The 14,719-nt window shown below is 71.7% G+C and carries 12 protein-coding genes and 1 pseudogene; 6 read left to right on the top strand and 7 right to left on the bottom strand.

Going from position 1 to position 14,719, the window contains the following annotated elements:
- Positions 1 to 405: pseudogene (locus ACWDR3_RS44045) on the bottom strand (SpoIIE family protein phosphatase); the annotation flags it as partial.
- A 536-nt stretch (positions 406 to 941) separates the two neighbouring features.
- Between ACWDR3_RS44045 and ACWDR3_RS44040 the strand changes: the two are divergent.
- Positions 942 to 2,369 (top strand): alkaline phosphatase family protein, encoded by a 1,428-nt coding sequence (locus tag ACWDR3_RS44040; RefSeq protein WP_450358323.1) that lies wholly within the window; start codon positions 942 to 944, stop codon positions 2,367 to 2,369.
- 142 nt (positions 2,370 to 2,511) lie between these two features.
- Positions 2,512 to 3,171 (top strand): GNAT family N-acetyltransferase, encoded by a 660-nt coding sequence (locus ACWDR3_RS44035; RefSeq protein WP_450358322.1) that lies wholly within the window; start codon positions 2,512 to 2,514, stop codon positions 3,169 to 3,171.
- A gap of 7 nt (positions 3,172 to 3,178) precedes the next feature.
- Here ACWDR3_RS44035 and ACWDR3_RS44030 read toward each other — a convergent pair whose 3' ends face one another.
- Positions 3,179 to 4,903, bottom strand: coding sequence for a dolichyl-phosphate-mannose--protein mannosyltransferase (locus ACWDR3_RS44030; protein WP_450358321.1), 1,725 nt, complete (start codon positions 4,901 to 4,903; stop codon positions 3,179 to 3,181).
- Between the two features lie 33 nt (positions 4,904 to 4,936).
- Positions 4,937 to 5,614 carry a lipoprotein gene (locus ACWDR3_RS44025; RefSeq protein ID WP_450358325.1) on the bottom strand — a complete coding sequence of 226 codons (678 nt, stop codon included), beginning with the start codon at positions 5,612 to 5,614 and terminating at the stop codon, positions 4,937 to 4,939.
- A gap of 62 nt (positions 5,615 to 5,676) precedes the next feature.
- Here ACWDR3_RS44025 and ACWDR3_RS44020 point away from each other — a divergent pair, with 62 nt between their 5' ends.
- On the top strand, positions 5,677 to 6,474 hold the full coding sequence (locus tag ACWDR3_RS44020; protein WP_450358320.1) for a maleylpyruvate isomerase family mycothiol-dependent enzyme: 798 nt from the start codon (positions 5,677 to 5,679) through the stop codon (positions 6,472 to 6,474).
- A 259-nt stretch (positions 6,475 to 6,733) separates the two neighbouring features.
- On the top strand, positions 6,734 to 8,731 hold the full coding sequence (locus tag ACWDR3_RS44015; protein ID WP_450358324.1) for a DUF1996 domain-containing protein: 1,998 nt from the start codon (positions 6,734 to 6,736) through the stop codon (positions 8,729 to 8,731).
- Between the two features lie 61 nt (positions 8,732 to 8,792).
- Here the strand turns inward: ACWDR3_RS44015 and ACWDR3_RS44010 are convergent, their stop codons facing one another.
- The 3 genes from ACWDR3_RS44010 to ACWDR3_RS44000 all read right to left on the bottom strand — a co-directional run bounded on the left by ACWDR3_RS44010 (position 8,793) and on the right by ACWDR3_RS44000 (position 11,312).
- Positions 8,793 to 9,074 carry a hypothetical protein gene (locus ACWDR3_RS44010; RefSeq protein ID WP_450358319.1) on the bottom strand — a complete coding sequence of 94 codons (282 nt, stop codon included), beginning with the start codon at positions 9,072 to 9,074 and terminating at the stop codon, positions 8,793 to 8,795.
- A 64-nt stretch (positions 9,075 to 9,138) separates the two neighbouring features.
- On the bottom strand, positions 9,139 to 10,716 hold the full coding sequence (locus ACWDR3_RS44005; RefSeq protein ID WP_450358318.1) for a glycerol-3-phosphate dehydrogenase/oxidase: 1,578 nt from the start codon (positions 10,714 to 10,716) through the stop codon (positions 9,139 to 9,141).
- Complete coding sequence (locus tag ACWDR3_RS44000; RefSeq protein WP_450358317.1) at positions 10,713 to 11,312, bottom strand: TetR/AcrR family transcriptional regulator; 600 nt, start codon at positions 11,310 to 11,312, stop codon at positions 10,713 to 10,715. The genes ACWDR3_RS44005 and ACWDR3_RS44000 overlap by 4 nt, the downstream gene beginning before the upstream one ends.
- Before the next feature lie 107 nt (positions 11,313 to 11,419).
- On the opposite strand from ACWDR3_RS44000, the gene ACWDR3_RS43995 reads away from it, so the two are divergent.
- Both ACWDR3_RS43995 and ACWDR3_RS43990 read left to right on the top strand, forming a co-directional pair.
- A complete protein-coding gene (locus ACWDR3_RS43995) occupies positions 11,420 to 13,015 on the top strand; it encodes an FAD-binding oxidoreductase (protein WP_450358316.1) in 1,596 nt (531 codons plus the stop codon).
- 52 nt (positions 13,016 to 13,067) lie between these two features.
- Positions 13,068 to 13,949, top strand: a complete 882-nt coding sequence (locus tag ACWDR3_RS43990; protein ID WP_450358315.1) for a YegS/Rv2252/BmrU family lipid kinase — start codon at positions 13,068 to 13,070, stop codon at positions 13,947 to 13,949.
- Between the two features lie 28 nt (positions 13,950 to 13,977).
- On the opposite strand, the gene ACWDR3_RS43985 is transcribed toward ACWDR3_RS43990, so the two are convergent.
- Positions 13,978 to 14,719: aldo/keto reductase (locus ACWDR3_RS43985; RefSeq protein ID WP_450358314.1), on the bottom strand; the 742-nt coding region annotated here is incomplete at its 5' end.

Here is a 14,719-nt window from a genome sequence, read left to right as displayed (position 1 = left end):
CTCGGTGGCGTCGGTGGCGGAGGGCCGCAGCACGGTCAGGACGCCGAAGGTGGTCGCGCCCGCCGTGATGGGCACGTACAGCGAGCCGAACTGGAAGGGCAGGCTGGCCGCGAACTGGGGGTAGCGGCGCATCGTCTCCGTGGCGTTCGGCAGGACCACCTGGACGCCCAGCCGGTAGGCGTCGGCCACGGGAAAGGCCCGGTCCACGTGCATCCGCCACCAGGCGCGGAACAACGGTCCGGGCAGCCCCGAGAGCACGGCCAGACGCAGCAGGCCGGGCGTGCCGGAGCGCAGATAGACGCCGCCCGAGTGCCCGCCGGCCGCGCCGATCGCCTCCGTCGAGGCGTCGATCAGCAGCGCGGCCAGCTGCCCGGGCGTCCGTATGTCCTCCGCGCTCCCAGTCATCAGCCCTGCCTCGTCCGTGCCCGTCGAGCGGGCGACACAGCAAGAATGCGCCACGACGGGGGCGCGGCGCACCTGCACGGTATGGATTCGTGACCCGCGGCGGGAGTGACGCACGGTTCCGCCGAGGTGCGCGGAGCGTCCAGGAGAGCGCGCCGAGAGTCGGGGAGGCCTGCGGAGCAGCCTTCGGCGGAAGTCCGGCCCGGGCCGACGCGACCCGAAACCCGAGGGAATCCGCGACCGCGGCCGAAAAGGGACGCCCCCCGACAGCGCCCGACTGCCCTGTCTCCGAAGGGACTTGGCGGAGCCGTCGATCCATGTAGCCGCCATTCTTTTCCCAACGGGCGGCAACGGCCGTGCAACCAGCCGATATCCCGGGTCATGGCTTGGCCAACCCCTTCCCGCACGTTGTCCACAAGTTCACCACCCACCCCTGACGGCCCTCGTCGAGCCGGGCGGAGAGTGATCGACGGTCCGCTCCACGGGCGGACCCCAAGCCCTCACTCCGCAGAGCAGATCCCGCTCAAGAAGGGGCAATCATGGCCGAGTTGACACGCCGTAGACTCCTGGGTTCCGCCGCGGGCGCGCTGGGCGGCGCCGCGGCTCTCTCCCTCCTCCCGCCGAGCGTCCAGAAAGCCGTCGCGGCCGAGCCGCCCAAACACGGCTCGCTGCGCGACATCGAGCACGTCGTCATGCTGATGCAGGAGAACCGGTCCTTCGACCACTACTTCGGCACCCTGTCCGGGGTCCGCGGCTTCGCCGACCCGCACGCCCTGAAGCTCGACACCGGGCGCAACGTCTTCTACCAGCCGGACGCCGTGAACCCGAAGGGCTATCTGCTGCCCTTCCACCTCGACACCCACACCTCCAGCGCCCAGGCCATCCCCTCCACCAGCCACGCCTGGTCGGTCCAGCACCAGGCCTGGAACAACGGCAAGATGGACCAGTGGCTGCCGGCCCACCGCAAGGCCGACGGCGTCAACGGTCCCTACGTCATGGGCTATTACACGCGCGAGGACATCCCGTTCCAGTTCGCGCTCGCCGAGACCTTCACCATCTGCGACAACTACTTCTGCTCGGTGTTCGGGCCGACCTGGCCCAACCGCCTGATGTGGATGACCGGTTCGATCGACCCGGCCGGCACCCAGGGCGGGCCGATCATCAGCAACGTGGCACCGACGCCGTACCGCTGGACCACGTACGCGGAGCGCCTCCAGAACGCCGGCATCAGCTGGAAGGTGTACCAGGAGGAGGACGACTACGGCACCAACATGCTGGAGCAGTTCGCCTCGTTCAAGAACGCCCAGCCCGGCTCCGACCTCTACGAGCGGGGCGTACGTCCGCAGCCGCACGGCACGTTCGAGGACGACGCCCGCAACGACCGGCTGCCGACGGTGTCGTGGATCTGCCCCACGAGCTACCAGTCGGAGCACCCCGACTACCTCCCGGCCGCCGGCGCCGACTACGTGGCGTCGAAGATCGAGGCGATCGCGTCCAACCCGAAGGTGTGGCGCAAGACGGCCTTCATCCTCAACTACGACGAGAACGACGGCCTGTTCGACCACGTGGCCCCGCCGACCCCGCCCGCGGGCACCAAGGACGAGTTCATCCAGGGGCTGCCGATCGGCGGCGGCTTCCGCGTGCCCGCCATCATCATCTCGCCCTGGACCGTGGGTGGTTGGGTCGCCTCGGAGGCCTTCGACCACACCTCGGCACTGCAGTTCCTGGAGCGGTTCACCGGCGTCGAGGAGCCCAACGTCAGCGACTGGCGGCGGGAGACCTTCGGCGACTTCACCACCGCCTTCCGCTTCCGCGACGCCCGCCCGCGCTCGCCCCGGCTCCCGCACGACACGGCGGAGCAGCTGGAGAAGGCGCAGGAGGAGGTGGCCACGCTGCCGAAGCCGACGCTGCCCGGCGCGGACCAGAGGTTCCCGCACCAGGAGCGGGGCCGCCGCCCGCACGTCTGACGAACGACCGGACGACCGGTTGATCGGATGACCCGGGGGCTCGGGCGCACCTGCCCGGGCCCCCGGCCGTCGCCCCCGTCGCGCCTCTCGTCGTAGCTCCCGGAGTCTTGTGGGAGCGCTCCCAAGTCGGGACGATGCTGCGATGACCCCGACTTCGGACAGCCGCCCCGCCATCCGCCCCTACCGGCCCGAGGACCGCGCGGCCCTCGACGACATCTGCGTGCGCACCGCGCACCTCGGCCAGGACAGCCGGCCCTTCTACGAAGCCCCCGGCATCTTCCCGACCATCTTCGCCGCCCCGTACCCCCATCTGGATCCCGGCCTGTCCTTCGTCCTGGACGACGGCGTGGGGAACGCGGTCGGCTACATCGTCGGCACCGCCGACACTCCCCGGTTCGTCGCTGAATTCCGCGCCAAATGGCTGCCGTTGGTCGCCGACCGCTACCCGCGGCACCCCGGCCCGCCGACGACCCCCGACGCGGCGATGGTCGCGCTGCTGCACGACCCCGAGCGGATGATCGTCCCCGAAGTCGCCGCGTATCCGGCCCACTTGCACATCGACCTGCTCCCCGACTGGCAGGGGCAGGGCCACGGCCGGGAGCTGATGTGGACCTTGCTGCGCGCCCTGGCGGACCGGGGTGTCCCGGCCATCCACCTCTGCATGGTCACCGCCAACACCCCGGCCAGGGCCTTCTACGACCGTCTCGGCTTCCACGAGATCGCGGTGCCGGATCCCGGCCCCGTCACCTATCTCGGGCGTACGACCGGGGAGTTGGACCGACCGCCGGGCCAACTGCCCTGACCGGGCCTCAGATCCAGGTGTCCAGCCACATCCGGGCCTGCCAGTCCGGGTACGGGATCGTCATGCCGCTGTAGATCGGGAAGAAGTAGATGAAGTTCCAGACGATCAGCAGCACCAGCACACCCGCGCCGATCGCCCCCACCTTCCGGCGCCGTTGATCCGCACCGGGCGGTCCCAGCATGGCGCCCACCATCATCGCGACGGCCAGACACAGGAACGGCACGAACACCACGGCGTAGAAGGAGAAGATCGTACGGTCCTGGTAGTTGAACCACGGCAGGTAGCCGCCCGCCACCCCGCACAGGACGGCTCCCGCGCGCCAGTCGCGGCGCAGGGCCCAGCGGAAGAGCAGGTAGAGGAGCGCGAAGCAGCCCGCCCACCACAGCAGCGGTGTGCCCAGGGCGAGGATCTCCTGTGAGCAGCCGGCGGTGGCGTGGCAGCCGTCCTGGGCCTTTGGGGCGTCGTAGTAGAAGGACACGGGCCGGCCCTGGACCAGCCAGCTCCACGGGTTCGACTTGTAGCGGTGCCAGGCGTGCAGGTTGATGTTGAACTCGTAGACCGCGTGCTCGTAGTGCCACAGGCTGCGCAGGGGCGCCGGGATCCACGACCACACGCCGCCGCGGCCGTCCGCCCAGTGCCGGTCGTAGCCCTTGTCGGACAGGAACCAACCGGTCCAGGTGGCCAGATACGTCAGTACGGCGACCGGCACGAGGGACAGGGTCGACCAGCCGAGGTCCTTGCGCAGGACCGCGAGGTAGGGGTGGCGCGCTCCGGCGACGCGGCGGGAGCCGATGTCCCAGAGCACGCTCAGGGCGACGAAGAAGACCAGGAAGTACAGGCCGTTCCACTTGCTCGCGGCGGCGAGGCCGAGGAAGAAAGCGGCCGCCAGCCGCCACGGACGCAGACCGGTGCCCGCGTGTTCGCCGGTGTGCGCGTCCGGCCGGGCGAAACCGTCCGCGTCCACCGGGAGGGCGGCGGCGAGCCGGGCCCGGGCCTTGTCGCGGTCGACGAGGAGACAGCCGAAGGCCGCCAGCGCGAAGAACATCACGACCAGGTCCAGCAGGGCGGTGCGGCTCATCACCAGGTGCAGGCCGTCCACCGTCATCAGCGCACCGGCCAGACAGCCCAGGGCCGTCGAGCGGAACAGCCGACGGCCTATTCGGCACAGCATGAGCACCGACAGCGTGCCCAGGACGGCCGTCATGAACCGCCAGCCGAACGGGTCCAGGCCGAACATCCACTCCCCGAGACCGATCACCCACTTGCCCATCGGCGGGTGCGCGACGAAGCTGCCCGTGTCGGAGAGCGGGATGACCTGGTGGTGAGCCAGGATCTGCGGATCGGCGATCTTGCGGTCGGGCCAGGTGCCCTCGTAGCCGAGCCGGAGCATCGACCACGAGTCCTTGGCGTAGTACGTCTCGTCGAAGATCAGGTCGTGCGGCGAGCCCAGCCGCCAGAACCGGAGGATCCCGGCCACGACGGCGACGAGGACCGGGCCCACCCAACCGACGGACCGGGCCGCGAGATCGGCCAGCCGCGGGCTCAGTCCTGCCGACTCCCAGCGGCGGGTGCGCGGCTGCGGGAAGGGCGGGACCAGTCGCTCGCGGGTGTCGACGGGGTGGGGGAGCGGCGCGTACCCGAACCGGCGCAGCCGCCGCGCCCAGGCACTCGACTCGCCCTCCGTCGAAGCCTGCCCGCCTACCTGTTCCCGCGTCGGGGCGTCACTCGTCACCGGATCATCGTAGGGAAGGGGGCCCGGCCCGGCTCAGGCGGTGCGCAGGGTCCGCTTGGCCAGCTCGAACGCCGGGAGCATGTCCTCGTGCTCCCCGGAGTCCAGGCCGCCGAGGTGCAGGACGACCGGGCCGCTCGCGGTGGTGACGGCGAGCGCGCGCTCCTTCTTCGTCTCCTCCAGGAGCTTGCTGGTGTACAGGTACTCCACCTCGACGCCGTCGAGGCCGCCGCTCCTGAACGTCGTGTACTTCGGCTTGCTCGTGTTGTCCTCGGCCTTCACGAAGGCCTCCAGCACGGTACGCGCGTCGTCCTTGCCCGGCTTCCCGGTCCAGACGCGGAGGAAGCCGATGTGGCCCGCCGGCTTGGCGTCCACCTCGCAGACGCCGGTGACCGGGCCCTGGTGCATCAGCGCGTCCGCGAGCTCATCGGCGAGGTCGCTCCCGTCCCCGGCCGTCTCGGCGTCGATGGACTCCGCCTTCCAGTCCGCCGCGATGTCGAAGGTGACCGGGAGTTCGCAGGCCGAGCCGGGCTTGCCGATCGTGCCGCCGCTCTCGGCGACCTTGCCGCTCCCCCCGGCCGCGTCCGCCGTCGCCGACGCGCTCGTGCTCGCACTCGGCGCCTTGTCGGACGCCTCCGCGCACCCCGTCAACACCGCGGTCAGCAACGCCACATGGGCCAGCCCGCGTCGTGTGTTCCCCGCCCCCACCAGCATTTTCTTCATCTCCTCGTCGATTCGGACGGGACACAGTATCCGAGGTGCGGCGAGGGGCTCGGATGACCCATGATGTCCGGGTGAGTTCGCTGACGTTCGACCGCTATTGCCATGAGATCGCCTACCAGACCGATCTGCTCGCCGGGCATGTGAAAGGCGCGGACGGGACCGTTCCGATCGCCTCCTGCCCCGGCTGGGACCTCGACCGACTGCTGCGCCACGTGGGCGGTGACCACCGCTGGGCCGACGAGGTGGTCCGCACCCGGGCCGACGGTCCGGTCCCCGACGACGGGGTCAACGACCCTGCCGTGTATGCCGACATCGAAGGCGCCGCCCTCGGCCCCTGGCTCTCCGACGGCGCCGCGGCACTCGCCGCGAGCCTGCGTGCCGCGGGGCCGCGGGTGCAGGTGTGGACGCCGGCCGAGGACCGGTTCACGACCGCCTTCTGGGCCCGGCGCATGGCCCACGAGACCGTCCTGCACCGGGCCGACGCGGCGCTCGCGACCGGCGCGGAGTTCCGCCTCGACGACGACCTCGCCGCCGACGGCATCGAGGAGTGGCTGGAGTTCTCGACCGTCTCAGAGGCGTACGAGTCACGGCCGGACACCCCTGAACTGCTCGGCGCCGGCCGCTCGTTGCGCTTCCACGCCATCGGTGCGGGGCAGTGGTTCGTCGACCTCGACGGCGACCGGCCCACCTGGCGCATCGGGTACGGCGAGGCCGCCGTGAGCCTGCGCGGCTCCGTGACCGACCTGCTCCTGCTTCTCTACCGACGCCCCGCGCCCGGTGTGGAAGTACGGGGCGAAACGGACCTGTTGGACCTTTGGTTGGCCAGAACTGGTTTCTGGCTTGAGGTTTAGCCGTCGGAACTCCGTGATCAAGCGCCTGACCAGGGTCGTTTTCGATTCTCCTGTGGTCTGTGAGTCACTGGACTCGAACGCTTCCTAAGAGATTCCGATGAATTTCCGATGCGGTTGAACGCGCCTGTCGTCTCGTGCGTATGGGACCGGGGGAAGCCATGCCCGACCGGACCCGAGGCGCAGGAGAACTTCCGTGGGACGCAACACGCGCAGACGACCAACAGGCGCGCGCCGCGCAACCTTTGCAGCAGTGGCGCTGATGTTGGGAGGAGGAGGCCTCGTCGCGGTCAACGTGTACGCGTCGGCCACCGAGAGTGGCGGGGACTCGTCGCAGCACACGGACAGCGCCCCGGGTGGCGTCACGGTGGACTGCCCCGATGTGGGTGACCAGTTGACCGATGTGCCCGAGGAGGCGCAGCCCAAGGTCGACGAGGACCTCGCCGCACTGGACGGCCAGATCGCCGAGGCCTACCAGCGCATGCAGGGCGGGGACTCCGACGACGTCCTCGCCTCGCTCAAGGAGAAGCGGTCGGGGACGATCGAGGACATCTCCAACACGATCGACGAGGCGGGGGAGCGGCCGCAGGGCCTGGACGACCTCGCCGAGTGCACCTGGCGCAAGACCGACGACCAGAGCGGCCAGGACCAGGCCCAGGACCAAGGGCAGGACCAGGGCCAGGATCAGGGTCAGGACCAAGGCCAGGACCAGGGCGACGGCCAGGACCAGGGCGACGGCCAGGACCAGGGCGGCCAGCCGGCCGGCAACGGCCCGGTCGCGGCGGACTACGCGGACATCAACTCCGTCCAGCCCAACTCGCCCGCGCCGGACCTGAACTCGTTCGTCTCCAAGGGCACCTTCACCACCAGCTGCGGCGTCAACGAGAACGGCCTGCGCAACTCGGACAACGTGATCGTGGCCCCGGGTGTCTCCAACGGCGCCCACCACTTCCACGACTACGTCGGCAACCAGTCCAACACCGCCTTCGCGAGCGACGACGACCTCGCCAACGCCGACACCACCTGCGAGAACCCGGGTGACAAGTCGACGTACTACTGGCCGGTCATCCGCCTGCAGAACGGCACGCAGGAGAAGGACGCGGGCGCGCCCGGCGGCGGCACCGAGGGCAACTCGGGCCAGATCGTCACGCCCAAGCAGGTCACGCTGACGTTCATCGGCAACCAGCGCAGCGAGGTCACGGCGATGCCGCGCCTGCTGCGCATCATCACCGGCGACGCGAAGGCGTTCGTCAACGGCACGGCCAACGCCAACGCTTCCTGGAGCTGCACCGGCTTCGAGGACCGGCAGCTGAAGGACAAGTACCCGCTCTGCCCCCAGGGCAGTGACGTGGTCCGCACCTTCCGCTTCCAGAGTTGCTGGGACGGCCGCAACATCGACAGCGCCAACCACCGCACCCACGTGGCGTTCGAGGACTCCTCCGGCAACTGCCCGGCCGGCTTCAAGGCCATCCCGCAGCTGGTGCAGCGGATCGTCTACGACGTCGACGCGCCGAGCCTCCAGGACGGCGGGAAGACCACTCCGCTGTTCGCACTGGACTCCTTCCCCGAGAACCTGCACAAGCCGGTCACCGACCACGGCGACTTCATCAACGTCTTCTCCGACAAGCTGATGGGCGAGGCCGTCGACTGCATCAACGGCGGCCGCCAGTGCGGTGCCGGCACCGGTGAGGACCCGGGCGGCGACAACGGCGGCAACAGCGGCGGCGACAACGGTGGCGACAACGGCGGGAACCCGCCGGCGACCGAGCAGCCGAGCGAGCAGCCCACGCAGGAGCAGCCGAGCGAGGAGCCGCCGGCTCAGCCCACGGAGAAGCCCGACGAGCCGACCCAGGAGCCGACGACGGCGCAGCCGACGGAGGACCCGGGCGACAACCCGTCGGAGTCTCCCCGCGAGACCCGCGGCAGCGGGAACAACAACGGCGACGACAATGGCAACGGCTCCGACGGCCAGAACAACGACGAGCCCACCATCTCCAGCACCGAGGAGCCCCAGGTCCTCGCGTCGGCCTCGAAGAGCGCCGAGGCCCCCGCGGTGGGCCAGGACAGCACCACCCCGCCCGCCCAGAACGTGGGCGGCAACGACCCGGTCGCGGAAGGCGGCAGCCAGCCGCAGGCGGTCGGGGGCGGTGACCTCGCCGAGACGGGCACGAACCTGTGGCCCGCCGCCGGCGGCACGGTCCTCCTGATCGGAGGCCTGGTCCTGCTCACCCGCACCAGGCGCCGCTACCCGAGCGCATAGCCACACACGAAGGCGCCCGGACCGCACGAACGACATGCGGTCCGGGCGCCTTCGTACGCCGTCATTCCTCCGGCTTCGGGTGCCGCGCCGCCGACTTGACGTCCGCCTCGACGTCGTTGCGCGCCAGCCCCTCGTCCTTGGCGTACTCGGTGACGGTGGCCTGGACCTCGCGGGCCAGATCGCGCCAGGCCCGCCAGGCCGTCTCGTACGTGTCCGTCTGCTGCCCGCTCCAGCCCTCCGGCCGCGTCGGCGGCCCGTAGGAGTCCCGCAGCTCCTCGACCCGGTCGTGCGCCTGATCGGCGGCGCGTTGCTTCCCCACCAGCTCGTCGAAGGTATGTGTCACAGAATCAGACGATAAGGATCTATACGTTCCCTCGCGCGACGGACACGGCTGTCCGGACCAGCGCTCAGCCGCTCCGGGTCACGACCTCGCCCAGCAGCTCGCGCACCGCGTCCAGGGCCGCGGCCCGGTCGGCGGGTACGAGACCGATGCGGGTACGCCGGTCGAGCAGATCGGCCTCGTCGAGGGCCCCTTCTTGGCGTACGGCCCACACGACCTCGGCGGCGGTGACGGGATGGTCCGGCAGCACCCGCTCGCCGAGCCGGGGGTCGCGCTCGGCGAGTGCCTGGACGGCCGGGGCCTCGGTGCCGTACCGCCGGACCAGTCGGCGAGGTGCCGGAAGCGCGTCCAGCGTGCGCGGCGAGGCGGCGCCGACCAGGGGGAGCGAGGCCGTGGGGGAGGGACCCGCCGCGAGGCCACGGGTGCGGACGGCGGCGTCCACGGCGTCCTGCGCCATGCGCCGGTACGTGGTGAGCTTGCCGCCGACCACGGTGACGACACCCTCCGTCGAGGTCAGCACCGCGTGCCGACGGGAGATGTCGGAGGTACGGGCCGCCGTACCGGCGTGTGCCTCGGGCGTGGTGTCCAGCAGAGGGCGCAGTCCGGCGAACGCGCCCACGACGTCGGCGCGGTGGACCGGCGTGTCGAGGACCGAGCCGAGGACGTCGAGCAGGAAGCCGATGTCCGTCTCGGGGACCTCGGGCACGTCCGGGATGTCTCCGTCGACGGGCTCGTCGGTGAGGCCGACGTAGACCCGGCCGTCGCCCTGGGGCAGGACGAGGACGAAGCGGTTGCTCTCGCCGGGGACGGGGATGTGCAGCCCGGCCGGGAGCGGGCCGAGGTGCTCGGCGCGCAGGACGAGGTGGGTGCCGCGGGAGGGGCGGATGCGGATGCCGTCCACCAGGCCGCCGGCCCACACACCGGACGCGTTCACGACCGCGCGAGCCCTGATCTCGCCCTCCTCGCCGGTCAGTTCGTCGCGTACGCGGGCGCCGGAGCCGGTCAGTTCCAGGGCCCGGACGCGGGTGAGGATCCGGGCGCCGTGCGCGGCGGCGGTCCGGGCGAGGGCGGTGACCAGGCGGGCGTCGTCGGTGAGCCGGCCGTCCCAGGACAGCAGGCCGCCGCGTACGCCGTCGGCGCGCAGGGCGGGGGCCAGGTGGCGGGTCTCCAGGGCGGAGAGCCGGCGCGGGGCGGGCAGGGTGGCGCGGGAGGTGCGGGCGGCCAGGCGCAGGGTGTCGCCGGCCCGGAAGCCGGCCCAGGTCAGGGCGGCCTGGCCGCGCGAGACCAGGGGAGTCAGCGGCAGTACGAACGGCTGGGCGCGGACCAGGTGGGGCGCGGTGCGCTCCATCAGCACCCCGCGCTCGACCGCGCTCTCGTGGGCCACGTCGAGCTGGCCCGAGGCGAGGTAGCGCAGGCCGCCGTGGATGAGCTTGCTGCTCCAGCGGGAGGTGCCGAAGGCCAGGTCGTGCGCGTCGATCGCGGCCACCGTCAGGCCACGGGCCGCCGCGTCCAGGGCGACCCCGGCGCCGGTCGCGCCGAGGCCCACGACGAGGACGTCCACGACGGGACCGCCCACCGTGTCGGCCAGGTCGCGCGAGCGCCGGGCGGCGGACAGGGACGAACCGGCGGCGGGGCTGTGGGTCATGGCGTGAGGGTCCTCTCCAGGATGTCCCGCAGCTCCGTGAGGAAGGCGGCGGAGGACAGGTCGGCGTCGTCCTCGTCGGTCATGGTCCGCAGCGACAGCGTGAAGGACTGCACGATCAACAGCAGTGACCGGGCCTGCCGTTCAAGGTGTCCGGCACGGACCGAACCGTCGGCGTGCCCTTCCTTGAGACCGTCGGCGAGCAGCTCCAACAGTGCGTTCTGACTGGCTCCGCGGCGGTCCAGGACGTAGGGCAGGAGCAGTTCGGGATCGACGTCGACGATCTTGCGGAAGAGCGGGTGGGCGCGGAACGACTCGACGCCGGCGACGAGTCCTTCGACGAGCCGCTCGCGTGCGTCCGTGTCCGCGCGGTGCTCGGGGATGGCCTCGGTGGCCACCCCGACCCACTCGCGGGTCATCAAGTCGCCGACCAGGGAGCGGACATCGGGCCAGCGCCGGTACAGCGTCATCCGCGAGACGCCGGCGCGGCGGGCCACGTCCGTGAGCGTGGTGCGGCGGACCCCGACGGCCAGGACGCAGTCGCGGACCGCGTCGAGCACCGCGTCGCCGTCCGACTGGTTGTGACGAATAGGCGTCATGTGTCACAGTGTAACGCCTCGGGACCCCGTGGGGTCGTCGGGGGAGTGAAGTCGGGGAACGGAACCGGAGCGCGAGCGCTCGACAACGACCGGTGAGGACGGCAGCGATGGACATGCTGTGGAGCGGCTGGGGCGACCCGGACCGGGCAACTCCGTTGCCCGACACGGTGATCGGGCTGCTGCGCGATCTGCTCGGCGTGAAACCGAGCGACGCGGCGCCGGTCGGCCTGGCCGAAATCGCCGTCCCCGAGCCGGAGTTGGCGCCCGCCGCTCTCGACGCGCTGCGTGCCGCGGTCGGTGGCGAGGCGCATGTCCGTACCGACGCGGAGACCCGGATCCGGCACACGCGCGGCAAGTCCACGCCCGATCTGTTGCGGATCCGGGAGGGCGAGGTCGACGACATCCCGGCCGCCGTGGTGCTCCCGTCGGACCACGACGAGGTGCTCGCCGTGCTGCGGACATGCGCCGAACTCGGCCTGGCCGTCGTGCCGTTCGGCGGCGGTACGTCCGTCGTCGGCGGCCTCGCCCCCGGCCGCCGGGGCACCTTCGTCGCCCTCGACCTGCGCCGGATGGACCGCCTGCTCGCCGTCGACCCGGTCTCCCGCACCGCCACCCTCCAACCGGGCCTGCGCGCACCGCGGGCCGAGGCGCTGCTCGCCGAACACGGCTTCACCCTCGGCCACTTTCCGCAGTCCTACGAGTGGGCGACCATCGGCGGATTCGCCGCCACCCGCTCCAGCGGCCAGGCCTCCGCCGGCTACGGCCGCTTCGACGAGATGGTCCTGGGCCTCACCCTCGCCACCCCCGAGGGCACCGTCGACACCGGCCGCGCCCCGCGTTCGGCGGCCGGACCCGACCTGCGCCAGCTGTTCCTCGGCTCGGAGGGCGCGTTCGGTGTCATCACCTCCGTCACGGTCCGGGTCCGCCCGGTCCCGCAGACCCGCTTCTACGAAGGCTGGCGCTTCGCCTCCTTCGAGGAGGGCGGCGCGGCCCTGCGCCGGCTCGCCCAGGACGGCCCGCGCCCCACGGTGCTGCGGCTGTCCGACGAGACCGAGACGCTGATCGGCCTCGCGCAACCCGAAGCGATCGGCTCCTCGGAAACACCACCGGCCGGTGGCTGCGTCGCGATCGCGGGCTACGAGGGGACAGTCGAGGACGCCACGTATCGCAGGGAGCGTGCCGCGGCCGTCCTGCGCGAGAGCGGCGGCACACCCCTCGGCACCGAACCCGGCGAGCGCTGGGCGCACGGCCGCTACTCGGCCCCGTACCTGCGCGACGCCCTCCTCGACGCGGGCGCCTTCGCCGAGACGCTGGAGACGGCGGCCTTCTGGTCCCGAATCCCCGCCCTGTACGCGGCCGTTCGCGACGCCCTCACCACCACGCTCACCGAGGCGGGCACCCCGCCCCTGGTCATGTGCCACATCTCGCACGTCTACGAGAACGGCGCCTCGCTGTACTTCACGGTGGTCTCGGCGCAGGGCGAGGATCCCCTGTCGGTCTGGACACGGGCCAAGCACGCGGCCAACGAGGCGATCCTTACCGCGGGCGGCACCATCACCCACCACCACGGCGTGGGCACCGACCACCGCGACTGGTACGTGCGGGAGGCGGGCGCGTTGGCCGTCGAGGCGCTGGGCGCCGTGAAACGGTGCGTGGACCCGGCCGGGGTGCTCAATCCCGGCGTGCTGCTGCCCCTCGACTGAGCCGACCCGCCCACCGCCGAATCGACACCCCGTCCGCCCCGGAGGCGCACCGATGCGACAGTTCACCGCCGTCGTCAACCCCACCGCGGGCGGCTCCGCCTCGGCCGCCGCGCTGCTCGACGTGGCCCGGCTGCTCCGCGCGGCGGGGGCCGAGCTGGAGACCGAGTACAGCCGCAGCCTGGACCACGCCAAGGAACTCGCCCGGGACGCCGGCGGGCGGGGCCGGGTGGTGCTCGCCGTCGGCGGGGACGGCATCGCCGGAGGCATCGGGGGAGCGCTCAGCGGAACGGACGCAGTGCTCGGCCTCGTCCCGGCGGGCCGTGGCAACGACTTCGCCAGAGCGCTCGAACTCCCCACGGAGGCAAGCGAGTTGGCGAAGGTGCTGCTCCACGGCGAGCCGCGTCCCGTGGACACCATCGTGGTCGAGTCGGCCGTCCACGACCGCACCGTCGTGCTCGGCAGCGTGTACGCGGGAGTGGACGCACTCGCCAACCGGCACGCGAACCACGCGACACTCCTGCGCGGCGCCGCCTCCTACTACGCCGGCGGACTGCGCGCGGTCACCACCTGGCGCCCGGCCCACTACCGCGTCACGGTCGACGGCAAGGAACACCCGCACACCGGCTACACGGTGGTCGCCGCCAACTCCGGCTACTACGGCTCCGGACGCCACATTGCCCCCGACGCGCGCGTGGACGACGGTCTCCTGGACATCGTCATGATCCGCGAGGCACCCCGGCGGCTGTTCTTCGCCCTGATGAACGAACTCAAGACGGGCGCTCACGTCCGACGGCCCGAGGTGACGATCCTGCGCGGCCGGGAGATCCGTATCGAGGCCGACCGCGAGGTGCCCTACGGCGCGGACGGGGAGGTCGAGGCCATCCTCCCCGTCACCGTGCGGGTCCTGCCGGGAGCACTGCGCGTGCTGTCCTGAGCCGTGTCTTTGGAGCTGGGCCGATCGGTCAGCCGAGGCTGCCGGTCCGGGCGTCGCGCCACAGGTCGACGCCGCCGTCGGTGGCGTACTTGTCGATCTCGGCCAGTTCGTCGGCGCTGAAGTCGAGGTTCTCCAGCGCGGCGACGTTCTGCTCCACCTGCTCGGGGCGGGAGGCGCCGATCACCAGCGAGGTGACCCGCTCGTCGCGCAGCGCCCAGGCGAGCGCCATCTGGGCCAGGGACTGGCCGCGCCGGGCCGCGATGTCGTTGAGCGCGCGCAGCCGGTCCAGGTTGTCCTCCGACAGCCAGGACGTGTCGAACGACGTGCCCGCGGCGGCGCGCGAGTCCTCGGGTACGCCGTCGAGGTAGCGGCCGGTCAGCAGACCCTGGGCGAGCGCAGTGAAGCCGATGACCCCGAACCCCTCCTCCTGGGCGACGTCCAGCAGACCGTCCGTCTCGATCCAGCGGTTGAGCATGTTGTACGAGGGCTGGTGGATCAGCAGCGGCGTGCCGAGGTCCTTGAGGATCGCGGCGGCCTCGCGGGTGCGCTCGGCGTCGTAGGAGGAGATGCCGACGTAGAGCGCCTTGCCCTGGCGCACCGCGGTGTCGAGGGCGCCCATCGTCTCCTCCAGCGGAGTCGTGGCGTCGAGGCGGTGCGAGTAGAAGATGTCGACGTAGTCCAGGCCCATGCGCTGGAGCGACTGGTCGAGGGAGGCCAGCACGTACTTGCGGGAGCCGCCGCCCTGGCCGTAGGGGCCGGGCCACATGTCC

Source organism: Streptomyces sp. NPDC001002 (assembly GCF_053599215.1).
This window is presented reverse-complemented; position numbering and strand designations above follow the sequence as displayed.

What these genes read in the sequence shown, in the direction of transcription:
- ACWDR3_RS44040 (WP_450358323.1), top strand. Translation starts at nt 942, where the DNA reads ATGGCCGAGTTGACACGCCGTAGACTCCTGGGTTCCGCCGCGGGCGCG.
- ACWDR3_RS44035 (WP_450358322.1), top strand. Translation starts at nt 2,512, where the DNA reads ATGACCCCGACTTCGGACAGCCGCCCCGCCATCCGCCCCTACCGGCCC.
- ACWDR3_RS44025 (WP_450358325.1), bottom strand. Translation starts at nt 5,614, where the DNA reads ATGCTGGTGGGGGCGGGGAACACACGACGCGGGCTGGCCCATGTGGCG.
- ACWDR3_RS44020 (WP_450358320.1), top strand. Translation starts at nt 5,677, where the DNA reads ATGACCCATGATGTCCGGGTGAGTTCGCTGACGTTCGACCGCTATTGC.
- ACWDR3_RS44015 (WP_450358324.1), top strand. Translation starts at nt 6,734, where the DNA reads ATGTTGGGAGGAGGAGGCCTCGTCGCGGTCAACGTGTACGCGTCGGCC.
- ACWDR3_RS44005 (WP_450358318.1), bottom strand. Translation starts at nt 10,716, where the DNA reads ATGACCCACAGCCCCGCCGCCGGTTCGTCCCTGTCCGCCGCCCGGCGC.
- ACWDR3_RS44000 (WP_450358317.1), bottom strand. Translation starts at nt 11,312, where the DNA reads ATGACGCCTATTCGTCACAACCAGTCGGACGGCGACGCGGTGCTCGAC.
- ACWDR3_RS43995 (WP_450358316.1), top strand. Translation starts at nt 11,420, where the DNA reads ATGGACATGCTGTGGAGCGGCTGGGGCGACCCGGACCGGGCAACTCCG.
- ACWDR3_RS43990 (WP_450358315.1), top strand. Translation starts at nt 13,068, where the DNA reads ATGCGACAGTTCACCGCCGTCGTCAACCCCACCGCGGGCGGCTCCGCC.